Source organism: Sphaerotilus microaerophilus (assembly GCF_023734135.1).
GTDB classification, from domain to species: Bacteria; Pseudomonadota; Gammaproteobacteria; order Burkholderiales; family Burkholderiaceae_C; genus Sphaerotilus; species Sphaerotilus microaerophilus.
Genome location: NZ_AP025730.1, coordinates 3,256,837 through 3,271,669 on the forward strand (window position 1 = coordinate 3,256,837; position 14,833 = coordinate 3,271,669).

10 protein-coding genes and 2 pseudogenes are annotated in these 14,833 nt (G+C 69.4%); all 12 read right to left on the reverse strand.

Annotation, left to right across the window (positions count from 1 at the left end):
* Positions 1-68 precede the first annotated feature (68 nt).
* Complete coding sequence (cas3f, locus tag NGK70_RS14065; RefSeq protein WP_251969160.1) at positions 69-3,437, reverse strand: type I-F CRISPR-associated helicase Cas3f; 3,369 nt, start codon at positions 3,435-3,437, stop codon at positions 69-71.
* Positions 3,434-4,435, reverse strand: coding sequence for a type I-F CRISPR-associated endonuclease Cas1f (cas1f, locus tag NGK70_RS14070; RefSeq protein WP_251969161.1), 1,002 nt, complete (start codon positions 4,433-4,435; stop codon positions 3,434-3,436). Before cas1f ends, cas3f begins: the two co-directional genes overlap by 4 nt.
* Before the next feature lie 269 nt (positions 4,436-4,704).
* Positions 4,705-5,409, reverse strand: a pseudogene (locus NGK70_RS14075) (sodium:solute symporter family transporter); the annotation flags it as partial.
* 73 nt (positions 5,410-5,482) lie between these two features.
* A complete protein-coding gene (gene tnpC / locus NGK70_RS14080; protein WP_251969162.1) occupies positions 5,483-6,907 on the reverse strand; it encodes an IS66 family transposase in 1,425 nt (474 codons plus the stop codon).
* A 111-nt stretch (positions 6,908-7,018) separates the two neighbouring features.
* Positions 7,019-8,005, reverse strand: a pseudogene (locus tag NGK70_RS14085) (sodium:solute symporter family transporter); the annotation flags it as partial.
* A complete protein-coding gene (locus NGK70_RS14090) occupies positions 8,002-8,331 on the reverse strand; it encodes a DUF485 domain-containing protein (protein ID WP_251969163.1) in 330 nt (109 codons plus the stop codon). The gene NGK70_RS14090 and the pseudogene NGK70_RS14085, both read right to left, overlap by 4 nt.
* 191 nt (positions 8,332-8,522) lie before the next feature.
* Positions 8,523-8,990: a signal peptide prediction gene (locus NGK70_RS14095; protein WP_251969164.1), complete on the reverse strand. Its 468-nt coding sequence runs from the start codon at positions 8,988-8,990 to the stop codon at positions 8,523-8,525.
* Positions 8,991-8,998: 8 nt separating this feature from the next.
* Complete coding sequence (gene prmB, locus NGK70_RS14100; protein WP_310742529.1) at positions 8,999-10,057, reverse strand: 50S ribosomal protein L3 N(5)-glutamine methyltransferase; 1,059 nt, start codon at positions 10,055-10,057, stop codon at positions 8,999-9,001.
* Positions 10,054-11,202 carry a succinyl-diaminopimelate desuccinylase gene (gene dapE / locus NGK70_RS14105; protein WP_251969165.1) on the reverse strand — a complete coding sequence of 383 codons (1,149 nt, stop codon included), beginning with the start codon at positions 11,200-11,202 and terminating at the stop codon, positions 10,054-10,056. The genes prmB and dapE overlap by 4 nt, the downstream gene beginning before the upstream one ends.
* Before the next feature lie 75 nt (positions 11,203-11,277).
* Positions 11,278-12,498 (reverse strand): PilT/PilU family type 4a pilus ATPase, encoded by a 1,221-nt coding sequence (locus tag NGK70_RS14110; RefSeq protein ID WP_251969166.1) that lies wholly within the window; start codon positions 12,496-12,498, stop codon positions 11,278-11,280.
* 106 nt (positions 12,499-12,604) lie between these two features.
* Positions 12,605-13,438, reverse strand: coding sequence for a 2,3,4,5-tetrahydropyridine-2,6-dicarboxylate N-succinyltransferase (gene dapD, locus NGK70_RS14115; protein WP_251969167.1), 834 nt, complete (start codon positions 13,436-13,438; stop codon positions 12,605-12,607).
* 106 nt (positions 13,439-13,544) lie between these two features.
* Positions 13,545-14,780 carry a succinyldiaminopimelate transaminase gene (gene dapC, locus NGK70_RS14120; RefSeq protein WP_251969168.1) on the reverse strand — a complete coding sequence of 412 codons (1,236 nt, stop codon included), beginning with the start codon at positions 14,778-14,780 and terminating at the stop codon, positions 13,545-13,547.
* Positions 14,781-14,833: the final 53 nt, after the last annotated feature.

Here is a 14,833-nt window from a genome sequence, read left to right on the forward strand (position 1 = left end):
TGTTTTCTCCCTGCATCAACGATCGGGCTGATGCGGTGGTTGTGGCACGGGAAATTCAGATCGTTCGTTCAGGGCCTCCTTCCTTTCGTGAATCCCAGCGCCGGGTGAAACGCCCAGCCGTCGTCGTGTTCGGGCAGCGTCACCGTGCCGAAGCGCTTGGCGCAGGCGTCGAGCGGCCAGTCCAGGTCCTGCGCCAGTTCGGCGAGGGCGGCGAGGTAATCGGTCTGCCCCCAGGTCGAGATCCCACGGCCCGATACCGCTTCATCCGGGATGCGGCGGTTCTGGGACGCGTCCACCAGGGTGTACGACGCCCGGGTGCGCCAGCCAGCGCGCGGGTCCACCACGCGGTGGAGGGCGTAGTCGTCGCCGTCCTCGTTGGGCAGCAGTACCAGGTCGGCCTGCGGCCGGCCGTCGGCGCGGAAGGGTGTGGCCTGCTGCAGCAGGCCGGTGAGCAGCGCGTCCTGCGGCGGCAGGTGCCACCAGGTGGCCGCGTTGATCGCCAGCGGCGCGGGAGCGGTCGCACCGCGGCGTCGGTTGCTGGTTGCAGGTGTTGCTTGTACGCCGGTCGATGGCAGCATCGCGGCGCGCATGCGGGCGTGCTCCAGGTCCACCCAGCGTTCGCGCGGACGCAGCTGGTCGGCGGGCCGGGCCAGGATGCGCGCGCGGGCGTCGATGTGGCGGCTTTCGTCGGGCAACAGCAGGTTGCGCAGGTCGTGGCTGGCGAGCAGGAAGCCACCGGTCTCGAAGCCAGGGCGGCAGAAGGCCGGCTCGCCGGGTGCCCGGAAGTGCCGCAGGTTGCTGCTGAACACATGCAGGTTCGGCAGGCGGCAGAGCCCCGGCCGGTGGCGGCGCACGCGGCCGGCCAGCTGGATGAGGGAGCGCATCGACGAGGGTTCGACGACGGCCCAGTCGTAGTCGTGGTCCCGCCCCACCTCGGTGACGGGCGAACCGAGCACGATGAAGAGGTGGTCGGGCTCGGGGTGTGCGTCCAGCGGCTGGCGCACGTCGGGCAGGGCGAACACGGCCGCAGGGTCACGCCGGTTCAGGGCCCTGTCGAGCCGCTGCTCGATACCTGAACGCAGCAGCAGCGGGAACTGCGAGTGGTACACGCAGAGGTGGATGCGCAGCCCTGCAGGGGCGCCGAGGCGGAACAGCGCCAGCGCCACGGCCACCAGCGGCTCGATGTTGGCCATGCGCACAAGGCCGAAGCTGACGCGCTTGCCACTCACCGGGTCGATGTCATGGTGCGCAGCGTGCAACGCCGCAGCCGATGCCAGCACGCGGCTGGCAAAGGGCTCGGCCTGGGCATCGCGATCGCGCGGCAGGTCGGCCAGCGGCACGATCTCGGCCAGGCGGCGAGGCTCGGCGTGCGTGAGGCGCTCGGCACGCTGACGCACAAAGCGCTCGTGCGCCTCGGCAAAGGCGGCGGGCGTGGGGCAATCGGCCTGCTCGCGCGCGTACTCGTCCACCCACGCACAGCAGACCGGCGGGGGGGCGGCGCCAGGAGGCAGCGGCTCGCCTCGGCTGTGCTGGTAGTGGGCGCGCCCGCTGCGGTAGGCCTCGAACAGCCCCTGCACCAGGGCCGGCGGCAGGGTGGCGGAGGACAGCAGCACGCGGCTGCCCAGCAGGCCCGCCCAGTGCACCAGACGGGTCAGGGCGGGCAGGTCGGCGATATCGAAGTCGTCCGGCTCGTCCAGCACCAAGTCGCCGCTCATCAGGCGCAGCATCGGCGCGATCTGCCGGCCGCCGCGCAGCCCTTCGGTGGCGGGCGTCAGGTGGTCGATGGTGCACACCAGCAGGGGCGCGGCCAGCAGCCGGCGGACGTTGGAGTCGGCGAAGGCGCGGCGCAGCAGCGGATGCTGGTCGTGCTGGCCTTCGTAGACGACGTGGGTGTCCTCGTCGAGCAGCGCCTGGCGAGAGGCCGAGCCGGTGGCCTCGGCCTGCTTCTCGTGGTGGTCGAACAGCGCCCGGCTGGCCGTGCCCCCCACCCGGATCGCCAGCTCATCGTCCCCCAGGCTGAGCAGGTCGCGGAAGGCCCGGCCGGTCTGCAGCGTGAGGCTGCGCAGCCCCATCGCAAAGGCGCAGCGTAGGCCCTGCTCGGGGTCGGCCAGCGCGTACATGACCCGGGCGTTGGCCAGCGTCTTGCCGCAGCCGGTCGAGGCCATGTTGACGATGAAGGCGCCTTGCCGGGCGCTGCGCTCGCGCAGGGCCGTAGCCAGTTCGGCGGCCCGGTCCTGCCAGCGGAAGCGCTCATCCTGCGAGCGCCGGGCCAGGGCGCGGTGGCGGCCCAGCCGGGGCAGGTGGCGCTCGAAGCGGGGCAGGAAGTGGGCCAGCTCGGCACCCAGCCGGGCGACGCCGACGAGGTGCTCGTCAAGCGTCTGGTTCATGTCGCCATCCCGGGTCGTGTTGGCGTACAGCGGGCCGGGGGCCGTCAACTTGATCCGTTCGGGGTGGGCTCCTTCCAGGCTGGAGTAGTGGTGGTCGGCCAGCATCAGCGCCAGGCGCGACACGTGCATCACATAGGGGTTGGCGAGCCAGCCGCCGGCGCCCGGCTGGGCCTGCAGTGCCAGCAGGCGCCGGGCAATGCGGGCGGCGCGCTCGCGCCAGGCCTCGTGGGCCACCGGCAGCCCCTGCGGAAACTGCCAGTACGGGTCCACCACGGCGGGGTCGTCGCTGCTCGGCGGTTCGTTCCAGGCCGAGGTGAGGTGGCGCAATGGCCCCTGAAAATGGCCCGCGGCCGGCTTCACATCTGGCGTTCGGCCGTGGAAGACCGGCAGCCGATGGTGGGTGACCACCAGCCAGCCGATCGCCTGCGCCAATGGCGCATGGCCCAGGCCGACGAAGGGGGAGGGGTGAGCGCTGCCCGGGCCGTCCACCCGGAGCGATCTCAGCCACGTCTCGTCGGCCCCATTGGGCTGCGCCAGGCGTTCGAGCCAGCGCGTGTCATCGTCGCGGCCCACGAAGGCCTCGAACAGGCGCAGCGACACCCACTCGTGGCGGTACTGGTTGCGCTCGGCCAACTTGCCCTGCAGCCGCCACTGGAAGGCCAGGCTGGCCTTGCCGAGGTCGTGGATCAGCGCCGCCAGCGCGGTCAGCAGGTGGATGACCTCGCCGTGGCGCCAGTCGTTCTCGCTGCTGCGGCGCAGCACGTCGCGGGTGGTGGTGTTGGTCGGCACGGCGCCTTGGGCGTTGAAACGCCGGCCGTCGCCCACGACCCAGAGCAGCTCGCTGTGGTCCAGGCCGCGGATCCAGTGGCAGGCCACCGCGGTGTTCTTGCGGGCGGTCTTGCGCAGGAGGTGGCGCAGGGTGTCCAGGCCGTCCTGCGTGATCGGGGTCTGCCAGGTGCGATCACCCCGGCGCTCGGCGAACTGGTCGAGGATGCGGCGGGTCTCGGTGAGTGCGCGCTTGTCGCACTGCGAAATCAGCAGGACGTTCATGCCGGCCCCTGCGTGCGGGCCAGTTGGCCCACCTGCAACGCCGTGGCCTTGACGGTGTCGATCATGAAGTCCAGGGCTTCGCTGCGGGTCAGTGCCTCGATGCAGGCCTGGCGGAACTCCTGCTCGCTGTCGCCACGGGTGGCGGAGATGAAGGCCTGCGGCAGGATGCTGGCGTCCTTGACCAGATCGGCCACGTCGAAGACCAGGCCGCCGCGACGAGTCTTGCCATGCAGCACCGCCAGCCCATGCGGCAGGCCGAGCACCCAGGTGGCGGTGGCGCCCAGGCCGTAGGCCAGGTAGTTGCCGTGATCCAGAAACTGGTTGGCGGCATCCGCACTCTCGCCCCGCTTGCTGCGGGTGAACTCGCCGTACGAGGTGGCATCGCCGGCCAGGCGGTAGAGCTGCTTGGTCAGGCGCGCCTCCTCGGTCAGCAGGCACATGTTGTCGGGTGCTGCGGCCATGGCCGGTGCCGACTGGGCCAGGCAGGCCGCCAGCGCCGCCAGATCCGGCTGGAACCGCGAGTCACGCTGGGCCGCCAGCCTGCTCCACTGCTGCTGGATGCGCGCCAGGCGGGCGGCCTGGAAGAGCTGGGCAGCGCGCAGGCGCAGCGCGTCGTCGAACCAGAACCTCACCCAGTGCCGCAGGAACTCGGTCGGCCGGTATTCGCTCTGCGGGCTGAGCCAGGCGATTTCCACCTCGAACTCGGTGGCCGCGAACAAGGGGGTGCCGCCACCCCCGCAAAAACCGACCAGCACACCGGCCTTGGCCAGCTCCCGCATCGCCGCCTGGGTGATCGACGTCCCGGTGCCCAGCAGCACGGTCGTGGTGTTGGCGATCGGGATGTTCCAGTACAGCGACTGCTTGCCCGCGTCGGTGACGTACTCGACGCGCCCGCCGTTGACCAGCACGCGGCAGTGCTCCAGGTAGTAGAGGTTGGCGCGCTTGGAATGCAGGATCGTCTTGAGATCGGAGGCCTGGATGGCCGGCGTTGAAGACATGGTTCCTCCCTGATGTATCGACGATGGTTGCACTCTTCTGGTGCGACCTCGGATCGACGATAGAGGGCCACTGGCTCACCAGCTGCGCCAGCAGGGCAGGGGGACGGGTTGGAATGTGAACAATTTGCGAAATCTGGCGCCTCGGGCCCCCGTTGCACCTCGCCTGAACGGTGCTTCTGCCAAAAAAACAAGGCGCCCTCAAGGCGCCTTGTTTGCAGTCACGGGGCGCGGCAGCAGCAGGGCTGCGCGCCATCGGTCAGTGTGGCCGATCAGTGCTTCGACGCCACCGCCGCGCCGTAGCCGGTCTGGGCCCGCACGAACTGGTCTTCGAAGGCGTCCTTTTCCTTGGCGGCGGAGGCGCTGCTGTCGGTGACGGACACCAGCCAGCACACCAGGAAGGCCAGCGGCATGGAGAAGAGCGCCGGCTGGTCGTAGGGGAAGAGGGCCTGGGCGTTGCCGAACACGGTGACCCACACGGACTTGGACATCACCACCAGCGCCACGGCCACGAACAGGCCGATGTAGCCGCCGGCCAGGGCGCCGCGGGTGGTCAGGCCCTTCCAGTACATCGACAGGATCAGCACCGGGAAGTTGCTGGACGCGGCGATGCCGAAGGCCAGGCCGACCATGAAGGCGACGTTCTGCTTCTCGAAGGCGATGCCCAGCAGCACGGCGACAACGCCCAGCACGACGGTGGCCATGCGCGAGACCTTCATCTCGTCGGTCTCGCTGGCCTGGCCCTTCTTGATGACGCGGGCGTACAGGTCATGCGAGACCGCCGAGGCGCCGGCCAGCGCCAGGCCGGACACGACGGCCAGGATGGTCGCGAAGGCCACCGCGGCCAGGAAGCCCAGCAGCAGGTTGCCACCGACCGCCTTGGCCAGGTGCATCGCCACCATGTTGCCGCCGCCCAGCAGCTTGCCACCGACCTTGCCGCCTTCGAAGAAGTCCGGGTTCTGGCCGACGATGACGAGTATCTATTCACCCCCCCCCCGCTGAAGTGCTGAGGTGAACGCCAGCAGAGGTGATCAGCCCCGAGGAGGGGAGTCAACCGGTGGGTGCCGGGAGCATGCTGGGCGGGGTGGCCTTGTCGATCCAGGCGGTGACGGCGCGGTGCAGGAAGGCCCACAGATCCAGGCCCTGGCGACGGCAGGTCTCGTGCACGCTGAAGCCCCGGGCGATGAACTCGTCGCCGCGGCGCGATCGGGTGGGCCCGGAGATCTTGCGCTTGAGCACGATGGTGCGCAGGGCCTGTTCGGCGGCATTGTTGGTGGGCTGCACACCCGCATGCGTGATGAAGCCCCACAGCGCCGGCCACAGCTTGAGCACGTTGGCACAGGTGTTGGCCGTGCGCTTGCAGGCCCGCTGTGCGGCGCCTTGCTCCAGGGCAGCACGCAGACGCGGCACGAGCGGCTCGAACTGCTCTGCGGTGGTCTTGCCGCGCTCGCGCCAGCGAAACAGCACGCAGCCCAGCCCGAGCAGGCGCCGGCCGATGTGCCCGGCACGCCCGCTGCGCTGGGAGATGCGCGTGAAGTCGCGCAGCAGATGCGCCCAGCACACCTGGCGCCGGCTGGCGTCGAGGTGGGCGTAGCCGGCATAGCGGTCCGACACCACCACGCCCTGCGGCGCCTGGCCGATCAGGTCCGTAATGACATAGCGTGCCCGCGAGGGCAGGATGCTGAAGACCGCCAGCTTGGGCTGGATCACACCCCACACCCAATTGGCCGAGCCTTCACGCGGGTAGCGCGTCTCGTCCATGTGCAGCACCGGGGCCTGCGCCAGCGAGGCCACCGCGACCGCCACCGGCGCCTTCAGCGCAGCGGCTACCTTGCCGTGGGCCTGCGAGATGGCCCCCACGCTGAAATCGAGCCCCAGCAGTTGGGCCAGCAGGTCCCGGATCTTGCCCTGCGTGAGGTGAAAGCGCGTGCCCAGCACACCCACCAGCGCCAGCGCGCGTGGCCCGATCTGCCCGCTGGGAACACCCTGCGGCAGAACGCCCCGATGGCCCAGCCCGCATTGGGTGCACACACCGCTGTAGAGCCGGTACTCCTGCACATCGGGGGTCACCGGCGGGATGTCGAAGACCTGGTGACGCACCGGTTTGCCCTGCACGTTCACCGCGCCGCCGCAGTTGCACTGCGCCGGGGGCACACAGTCTTGGACACCGTCCACCTCCGTCTCGGGCAGCAGCGCCCGGTACGCGCCGGGGTGGCCCTTCTGGGCACCGCGCTTGCGCTGGCTGGCGCGGCGCTGGGCGCGGTTGCCGCTGCCCGGTCCATCCGACGACGGCGGCTTCGATGAGTTGCGCGAGTCCACCTTCAGCCGCTCTTGCAGCCACGCCATCTGCTCGCGCAGTTGGGCGAGTTCCAGGGCCATCGTCTCGATCACCGCGTGGCACTCCGGCAGCGTCGCCGGCATCGTCATCGATACCGGCTGGAACGGTGCCTTGTCCTCGCTCTCAGCGCTGTTCATGCGGCCAGTGTCTTCGCAAAATCATCCACTTACAAGTAGACCTTCAAGTCACGGCTGAGGTAAGGGTGCAAGCCTGCGTTGGCGCTTGGGGGGCGGGGGTGAATAGATACCGATGACGATGGCGCTCAGGCCCATCAGGAAGATGACGTTGAAGAAGTAGGCGATGAAGCCCGAGGCGTAGAGCACCGACTTGCGCGCTTCCTTGGCGTCCGTCACGGTGAAGAAGCGCATCAGGATGTGCGGCAGGCCGGCGGTGCCGAACATCAGGCCCAGGGCCAGCGAGACGGCGGTGACCGGGTCGGCGGTGAGCTTGCCGGGGCTGAGGATCTTCAGGCCGTCCTTGTGGGCGGCGGTGGCCTTGGCGAGGATCTCGGTGTAGCTGAAGCCGAACTGGCTGATGGCCAGCAGCATCACCAGCGTGCCACCGGCCAGCAGCATGCAGGCCTTGATGATCTGCACCCAGGTGGTGGCGAGCATGCCGCCCTTGATGACGTAGACGGTCATCAGCGCGCCCACGGCCACCACGGCGATGGCGTAGTCCAGGCCGAACAGCAGCTTGATGAGCTGGCCGGCACCGACCATCTGCGCGATCAGGTAGAAGCAGACCACGGTCAACGAGCCGATCGAGGCCATGGTGCGCACCTTGCCCTGGTCGAGCCGGTAGGCGGTGATGTCGGCAAAGGTGAAGCGGCCCAGGTTGCGCAGGCGCTCGGCCATCATGAACAGGATCAGCGGCCAGCCGACGAAGAAGCAGATCATGTAGATATAGCCGTCCAGACCCGAGGTATAGGTCATGGCGGTCAGGCCCAGCAGCGTGGCGGCGGACATGTAGTCACCCGCGATCGCCAAGCCATTCTGGAAACCCGTGATCCCGCCACCGGCGGTATAGAAATCCGCCGCCGATTTGGTGCGGTTGGAGGCCCAGTAGGTGATCCCCATCGTGCCTGCGACGAAGATCAGGAACATCACGATGGCGTGCAGGTTGAGCGGCTGCTTCTCGGTGGCCTCGACGGCCGGGCCGGCCCAGGCGCTGGCCTGGAGGGCGAGGGCGGCCAGGCCCGCGCCAAGGCGGGTGGAGGTGGCTGTGAGGCGGCTCATCGCTTGGCTCCCTTCTTCTCGGCATCCTGGACGATGGCGCGGTTGAGCTCGTCGAACTCGCCATTGGCGCGCTTCACGTACAGGGCGGTGAGCAGCCAGAACAGCACGAACATCGACAGGATCACCACCGGCCCGAGCGTGACCAGCGAGGCTTCGCCGCCCAGGCGCGTGGCCATCATGGCGGGGTTGAAGGCCACCAGCAGGATGAAGCCGCAGAAGATCACCAGCACGGCAAGCGAGAGCAGCCAGGCAAAACGGCTGCGACGCTGTACCAGTTCCTGGAACTTGGGATTGGCCTTGATGCGGCCATAGACGTCGGCACTCATGGGAGGAGATTTCTGCGCGAACAGAAACTAGGCTACGGGAAAACACGTAGTTTACTAGGTGCCAGACTCTAATAATTTTGAATGATCTGATGCGGATCAGGAAACGGAAACCCAAGGACACCGTCTTGTTGTCGTGGTTTTGCCAATATGTCAGGGTATTGTCAGTACCCTGGAAATTGGGGTATCTGGGGTTATTCGCCGGCGCTTCGCGGGCGGGCGCAGCCCTGCGTGACGTAGGCCTCGCGCTCGAAGGCGTTGTCGCGGTAGGCATCGCGCCGGCACAGCCAGGCCCAGGCGCCGGCCACGAGGTAGGCGGGCACGAACAGCGGTCCCCAGCGCTCGTACTGGCGCACGTGCACCTGCTCATGGAGCCGGAAGGTGGCCAGCGTGGCGGCGTCGGTGGCGAGGATGACGTGGCCCAGCGTGATCGCGCAGCAGGCGCCGGGCCGGGCGGCCAGCCAGTGGCCGAACCGGCCGCCGGTGACTTCGATCGCACCGCCGTGGCGCTGCAGCGAGGCGCCTCCCAGCCAGGCCAGGAGGCCGCAGCCCAGACCAAGCAGCGTCCAGGGTGCGGCCCACAAGCGGACCACCCAGCGGCCCGCCCAGCGCCGCACCGGGCGATGCCCGTGGTCAGGCCGGGCTTGCAGCGGGCGGCGCATGCAGGTACTTAGCCGTGCCGTGCTGCGCGGCTCAGGGCTTCGCGGGTGAGCAGCAGCACCTGGTCGCCGCCGGCGCTGGTGTCCAGCCAGACCGCTTCGAGGTGGGGGAAGGCCGCCTCGAAGTGCCCGCGCTCGTTGCCGATCTCCAGCACCAGCACCGCCCCCGGGGTCATGTGGGCCGGGGCGTCGCGCAACAGGCGGCGCACGAAGTCCATGCCGTCGCTGCCGCCGGCCAGGGCCAGCTCGGGTTCGGCGCGGTACTCAGGCGGCAGCGCGGCCATCGAGGCGACGTTGACGTAGGGCGGGTTGCAGAGGATCAGGTCGTAGCAGTGCGGCAGCTGGGCCAGGCCGTCGCTTTCCAGCAGCCGGATGCGCTCGCCGACACCGTGGCGCTGCACGTTGATGCGGGCCACCTCCAGCGCCGTTGGCGAAAGGTCTGCCGCGTCGATTTCCACCTGCGGGTAGGCCATCGCGGCGAGCACCGCGAGGCTGCCGTTGCCGGTGCACAGGTCCAGCACGTGGTGGGTGTCGGCACTCAGCCAGGCATCGAGCTGCATGCCGAGCTCGGGGTCGCCGAGCAGCTCGGCGATGAAGGAGCGCGGCACGATGCAGCGTTCGTCAACGTAGAAGGGCACGCCCTGCAGCCAGGCCTCGCGGGTGATGTAGGCCGCGGGCTGGCGGCTGGCGATGCGCTGCTCGACCACCGCGCGCACCTGGGTGGCGCGCTCGGCGGTCACGGGGGAGTCGGCCACTTCGTCAAGCTCATCCAGCGGCAGGCCGAGTTTCCAGAGCGTCAGCCAGGCGGCTTCGTCGTGGGCGTTGGTGGTGCCGTGGCCGAAGGCGACGCCGGCCTCATCCAGCCGCCGCGCCATCGCCTCGACCAGGCCGAGCACGGTGGTGGCCCGCTCCGGGGGCTGGGCGCCACCGACCTCCAGGTCGAGTGGCAGGTCGAGCGCGTCGTCCGCTTGCCCTGCGACGGTGGCTGTGGTGGCGGTCGTGGCCGAGGTGGGCGAGGCGGGCGAGCCGGTGACCGAATCGGCGAAGGGGCGGCCTTGTGGGGTGTTCATGCCACGAGTCCCTCCAGGGTGCGCCGGTAGACCTCCTTGAGCGGGCCGAGGTCGGCCACCGCCGTGTGCTCGTCGATCTTGTGGATGCTGGCGTTGAGGGGGCCGAACTCGACCACCTCGGGGCAGATGGAGGCGATGAAGCGGCCGTCCGACGTGCCGCCGGAGGTGGACAGCTCGGTGTGCACACCGGTGACCGCGTGGATCGCTGCGGCCAGCGCGTCCAGCAGCCGGCCCGGACGGGTCAGGAAGGGCCGCCCGCTCAGGCTCCAGGCGATGTGGAAATCCAGCCCGTGGCGAGCCAGCAGGGACTCGACGCGCGCCTGCAGGCCCTCGGGAGTGGATTCGGTGCTGAAGCGGAAGTTGAAATCCAGCACGAAGTCACCGGGGATGACGTTGGTCGCGCCCGTGCCGGCGTGGGCGTTGGAGACCTGCCAGGAGGTGGGCGGAAAGTGGTCGTTGCCCTCGTCCCAGCGGATGGCGGCCAGCTCGGCCAGCGCCGGCAGGGCCTGGTGGATCGGGTTGCGCGCCAGGTCCGGGTAGGCGATGTGGCCCTGGATGCCCTTGATGGTGAGCCGCCCGGACAGCGAGCCTCGCCGGCCGTTCTTGACCATGTCGCCCAGGTGCTGCACCGAGGTGGGCTCGCCGACGATGCAGGCGTCCAGCCGCTCGCCGCGCAGTTTCAGCCACTCGCAAACCTTGACGGTGCCGTCCACCGAGGGGCCCTCCTCGTCGCTGGTGAGCAGGAAGGCGATGCTGCCGGCATGGCCGGGGCGCGCGGCAATGAACTCCTCGGTGGCCACCACCATCGCGGCCAGCGAGGCCTTCATGTCCGCGGCACCCCGGCCGTACAGCCGCCCATCGCGGTGGGTGGGCACGAAGGGGTCGGAGCGCCACTGGGCCAGCGGCCCGGTGGGGACCACGTCGGTGTGGCCGGCGAAGACCAGCGTCGGCCCGGCACCACTGCCGCGGCGCATCGCCCAGAGGTTGTCGACGGTGCCCCCCTCCGGCCCGAAGGGCAGGTGGTGGCACTCGAAGCCCAGCGGCGCGAGCCGCGCGGCGATCAGCGCCTGGCAGCCGGCGTCGTCGGGGGTGATGGAGCGGCGCGAGATCAGCTGCTCAAGCAGGGCGAGGGTGGCGTGGTCCATCGGGGACGGTCAGGAACGGTCGAGAACAGTCGGTGAAGCGGGCAGCGGCTTGCCGAAGCAGGCAGGGCAGGGCGCTCAGCCGCCGATGCGGGTGAGCGTGGCGCGGGGGCGGCCCTTGTCCTGGGCCGGCGCGTGCACGTCCAGCGTGATTTCGGTGAAGGAGGGGCCAGGCGCCGCTTCCTGCTCGGACTCGGCCTGGCGGCGGCTCGGTGCGCCGTCGTTCTGCAGGCGCCAGAGCAGGTTGGTGGGGGAATCGGCGTGCGACAGGCCCTCGTCGCGGGTGACGATGCCCTCGGTGATCAGGCGGGCGATGTCCTGCTCGAAGGTCTGCGAGCCCTCGGCGATGGAGCGCTCCATCGCGTCCTTGATGCCGGCGAAGTTGCCCTGGTCGATCAGCTCGGCGATCAGCTGGGTGTTGAGCAGCACCTCGGCGGCCGGCACGCGCCCGCCACGGGTGGAGCGCAGCAGGCGCTGCGAGACGACCGCCTTCAGGCCCGAGGACAGGTCGGTCAGCAGGGCCGGGCGCGCCTCGGGCGTGTAGAACGACAGGATGCGGTTGAGCGCATGGTGGCTGTTGTTGGCGTGCATGGTCGAGAGCACCAGGTGCCCCGACAACGCGTAGGACAGCGCCGCGCTCATGGTCTCGCGGTCGCGGATCTCGCCGATGAAGATGCAGTCCGGCGCCTGGCGCATCGCGTTCTTCAGGCCGATCTGCAGCGACTGCACGTCGCGGCCGACCTCGCGCTGGTTCACCACCGACTTGAGGTTGGGGAAGAGGAACTCGATCGGGTCCTCGATCGTGAGGATGTGCCCGGCCATGTGGCGGTTGCGGTGCTGCAGCATCGCCGCCAGCGTGGTGCTCTTGCCAGTGCCCGTGGCGCCCACCATCAGCACCAGGCCGCGCCGCGCCATCGCCAGGTTGGCCAGGGCCTCGGGCAGGTGCAGGGTGTCGAGCGCCGGGATGTCGGTGGGCATGCAGCGGAACACCGCCGCCACCGTCCCGCGCTGCTTGAAGGCCGACAGGCGGAAGGTGCCCGCGCCCTCCAGCGGGATGCCCACGTTGAGCTCGCCGGTTTCGTCCAGCTCTTCGAGCTGCACGGGGGTGAGCAGCTCGGCGATCAGCTGGCGCGGCTGGTTGGGCCCCAGCTGCTCCTGCGTGAGCTGCAGGATCTGGCCGTGGATCTTGATCAGCACCGGCATGTTGGCCGACAGGAAGATGTCGGAGGCGCGCTTGTCCGCCATCAGGCGCAGGATGCGCTCCATGTTCTTGCCTGGCGTGGCGCTCATCGTGCGCATCCCCTTCTTGTTCTGTCGCGGTCTGCCAAAGTCTGCTGGCGGTGCCGATCATGCCCCAGACGGCGCCGCAGTGCCGCGGCTTTGACACCCGGGGCAGGCCGACCGCTCAGTCGCGCAGCAGGTCGTTGATGCTGGTCTTGGAGCGCGTCTGCGCGTCCACCCGCTTGACGATGATGGCCGCGTACATGCTGTATGGGGCGCCGTTGGCGCCCGTCTTGGGCAGGTTGCCGCTGACCACCACCGAGCCGCTGGGGATGCGGCCATAGGAGATTTCGCCCGTGGCACGGTCGAAGATCGGCGTGCTCTGGCCGACGTAGACGCCCATGCCCAGCACCGAGTTTTCCTCGACGATCACGCCTTCGACGACCTCGGAACGCGCGCCGATGAAGCAGTTGTCCTCGATGACGGTCGGGTTGGCCTGCAGCGGCTCCAGCACGCCGCCGATGCCCACACCACCCGACAGGTGCACGTTCTTGCCGATCTGGGCGCAGGAGCCGACGGTGGCCCAGGTGTCGACCATCGTGCCCTCGTCCACATAGGCGCCGATGTTGACGTAGCTGGGCATCAGGATCGCGCCCTTGGCGATGTAGCTGCCGCGGCGGGCCACGGCCGGCGGCACCACGCGCACGCCGGTGGCGCGCAGGCCTTCTTCTTCCATGTGCGAGAACTTGGTCGGCACCTTGTCGAAGAAGGTCAGGTCGCCGGCTCCCATGCGCACGTTGTCGTTCAGGCGGAAGCTCAGCAGCACGGCCTTCTTCAGCCACTGGTGCACGGTCCACTGGCCCACGCCCTCGCGGGTGGCCACGCGCAGGCGGCCGGCGTTGAGCTCGCCGATGGCCTGGTCCACGGCGTCACGCACGTCGGCCGGGGCGCTGGAGACGGACAGGTTGGCGCGGTTCTCCCACGCGGCTTCGATGACGGATTGCAGTTGGCTGGACATGGGTGTGGACTGTTCTGAAGAAAAGGGAAACATCGAAACAGGGCAGGGCGCCCCGGACATCCTGGTGGATTGCCGCCCGCGCGAGGGAAACGCCCCGGCCGAGCGGTCAGGTGCCGCGGCTGCGCTGAACGAACTCGGCGATGCGCCGGGCAGCCTCCAGGCACTCCTCGACGCCGGCCACCAGCGCCATGCGCACACGCCCGGCACCGGGGTTGCTGCCGTGCGCCTCGCGCGCCAAATAGCTACCTGGTAGCACGGTCACATTGTATTGAGCCAGTAATTCCCGCGCGAAGGCGGTGTCCGAGCCGTCGCAGACGCCATCGGGCACCTTCGCCCAGAGGTAGAAGCCGGCGTCCGGCAGGGCGACGTCCATCACCTCGGCCAGCACGGGCGTGACCTGGGCGAACTTGCGGCGGTACAGCTCGCGGTTCTCGACCACGTGCGCCTCGTCGTCCCAGGCCGCGGTGCTGGCCTGCTGCACCGGCAGGCTCATTGCGCTGCCGTGGTAGGTGCGGTAGAGCAGGAACTGCTTCAGGATCTGCGCATCCCCGGCCACGAAGCCCGAGCGCAGCCCCGGCACGTTGCTGCGCTTGGACAGGCTGGTCAACAGCACGAGGCGGCGAAAATCCGTGCGGCCCAGCTTCATGGCCGCTTCCAGGCCACCCAGCGGGGCATCGTCGCGGAAGTAGATCTCCGAGTAGCACTCGTCCGAGGCGATCACGAAGCCGTGGCGGTCGCTCAGCTCGAACAGCCGCGCCCACTCTTCCAGCGGCATCACCGCGCCGGTCGGGTTGCCGGGCGAGCAGGTGTAGAGCAGCTGGGTGCGTGCCCAGGTTGCGTCGTCGATCTGCGACCAGTCGGCGGCGAAGTTGCGGGCCGGGTCGCTGTTGGCAAACACCGGCGTGGCGCCGCCCAGGTAGGCCGCGCCTTCATAGATCTGATAGAACGGATTCGGGCAGACCACCACGGGGCCGCCGTTGTCGTTCCCGTTTCCGCGGTGCTGCGTCGGGTCGAGCACGGTCTGCGCCAGCGAAAACAGCGCCTCGCGCGTCCCGATGACCGGCAGCACCTGTGTGGCCGGATCCACCGCCACGCCATAACGCCGCTGCAGCCACGCCGCGCAGGACTGCCGCAGGGTCGGTTCGCCCGCCGTGGCCGGGTACGCCGCGAGCCCGTCGAGCGAGGCCGTCAGCCGCTCCTTGAGAAAGGCCGGTGTCGCGTGCTTGGGCTCGCCGATGCCCAGGCTGATCGGGCGCAGCGCCGCATTCGGCGTCACGTCCTGGAAAAGTGCGCGCAGCCGCTCGAAGGGATAGGGCTGCAGCCGCTGGAGCAGAGGATTCATGGGGCGCGATTGTGGCATTGGCGCGTAACGCCTGACGATCCGACACATGGACT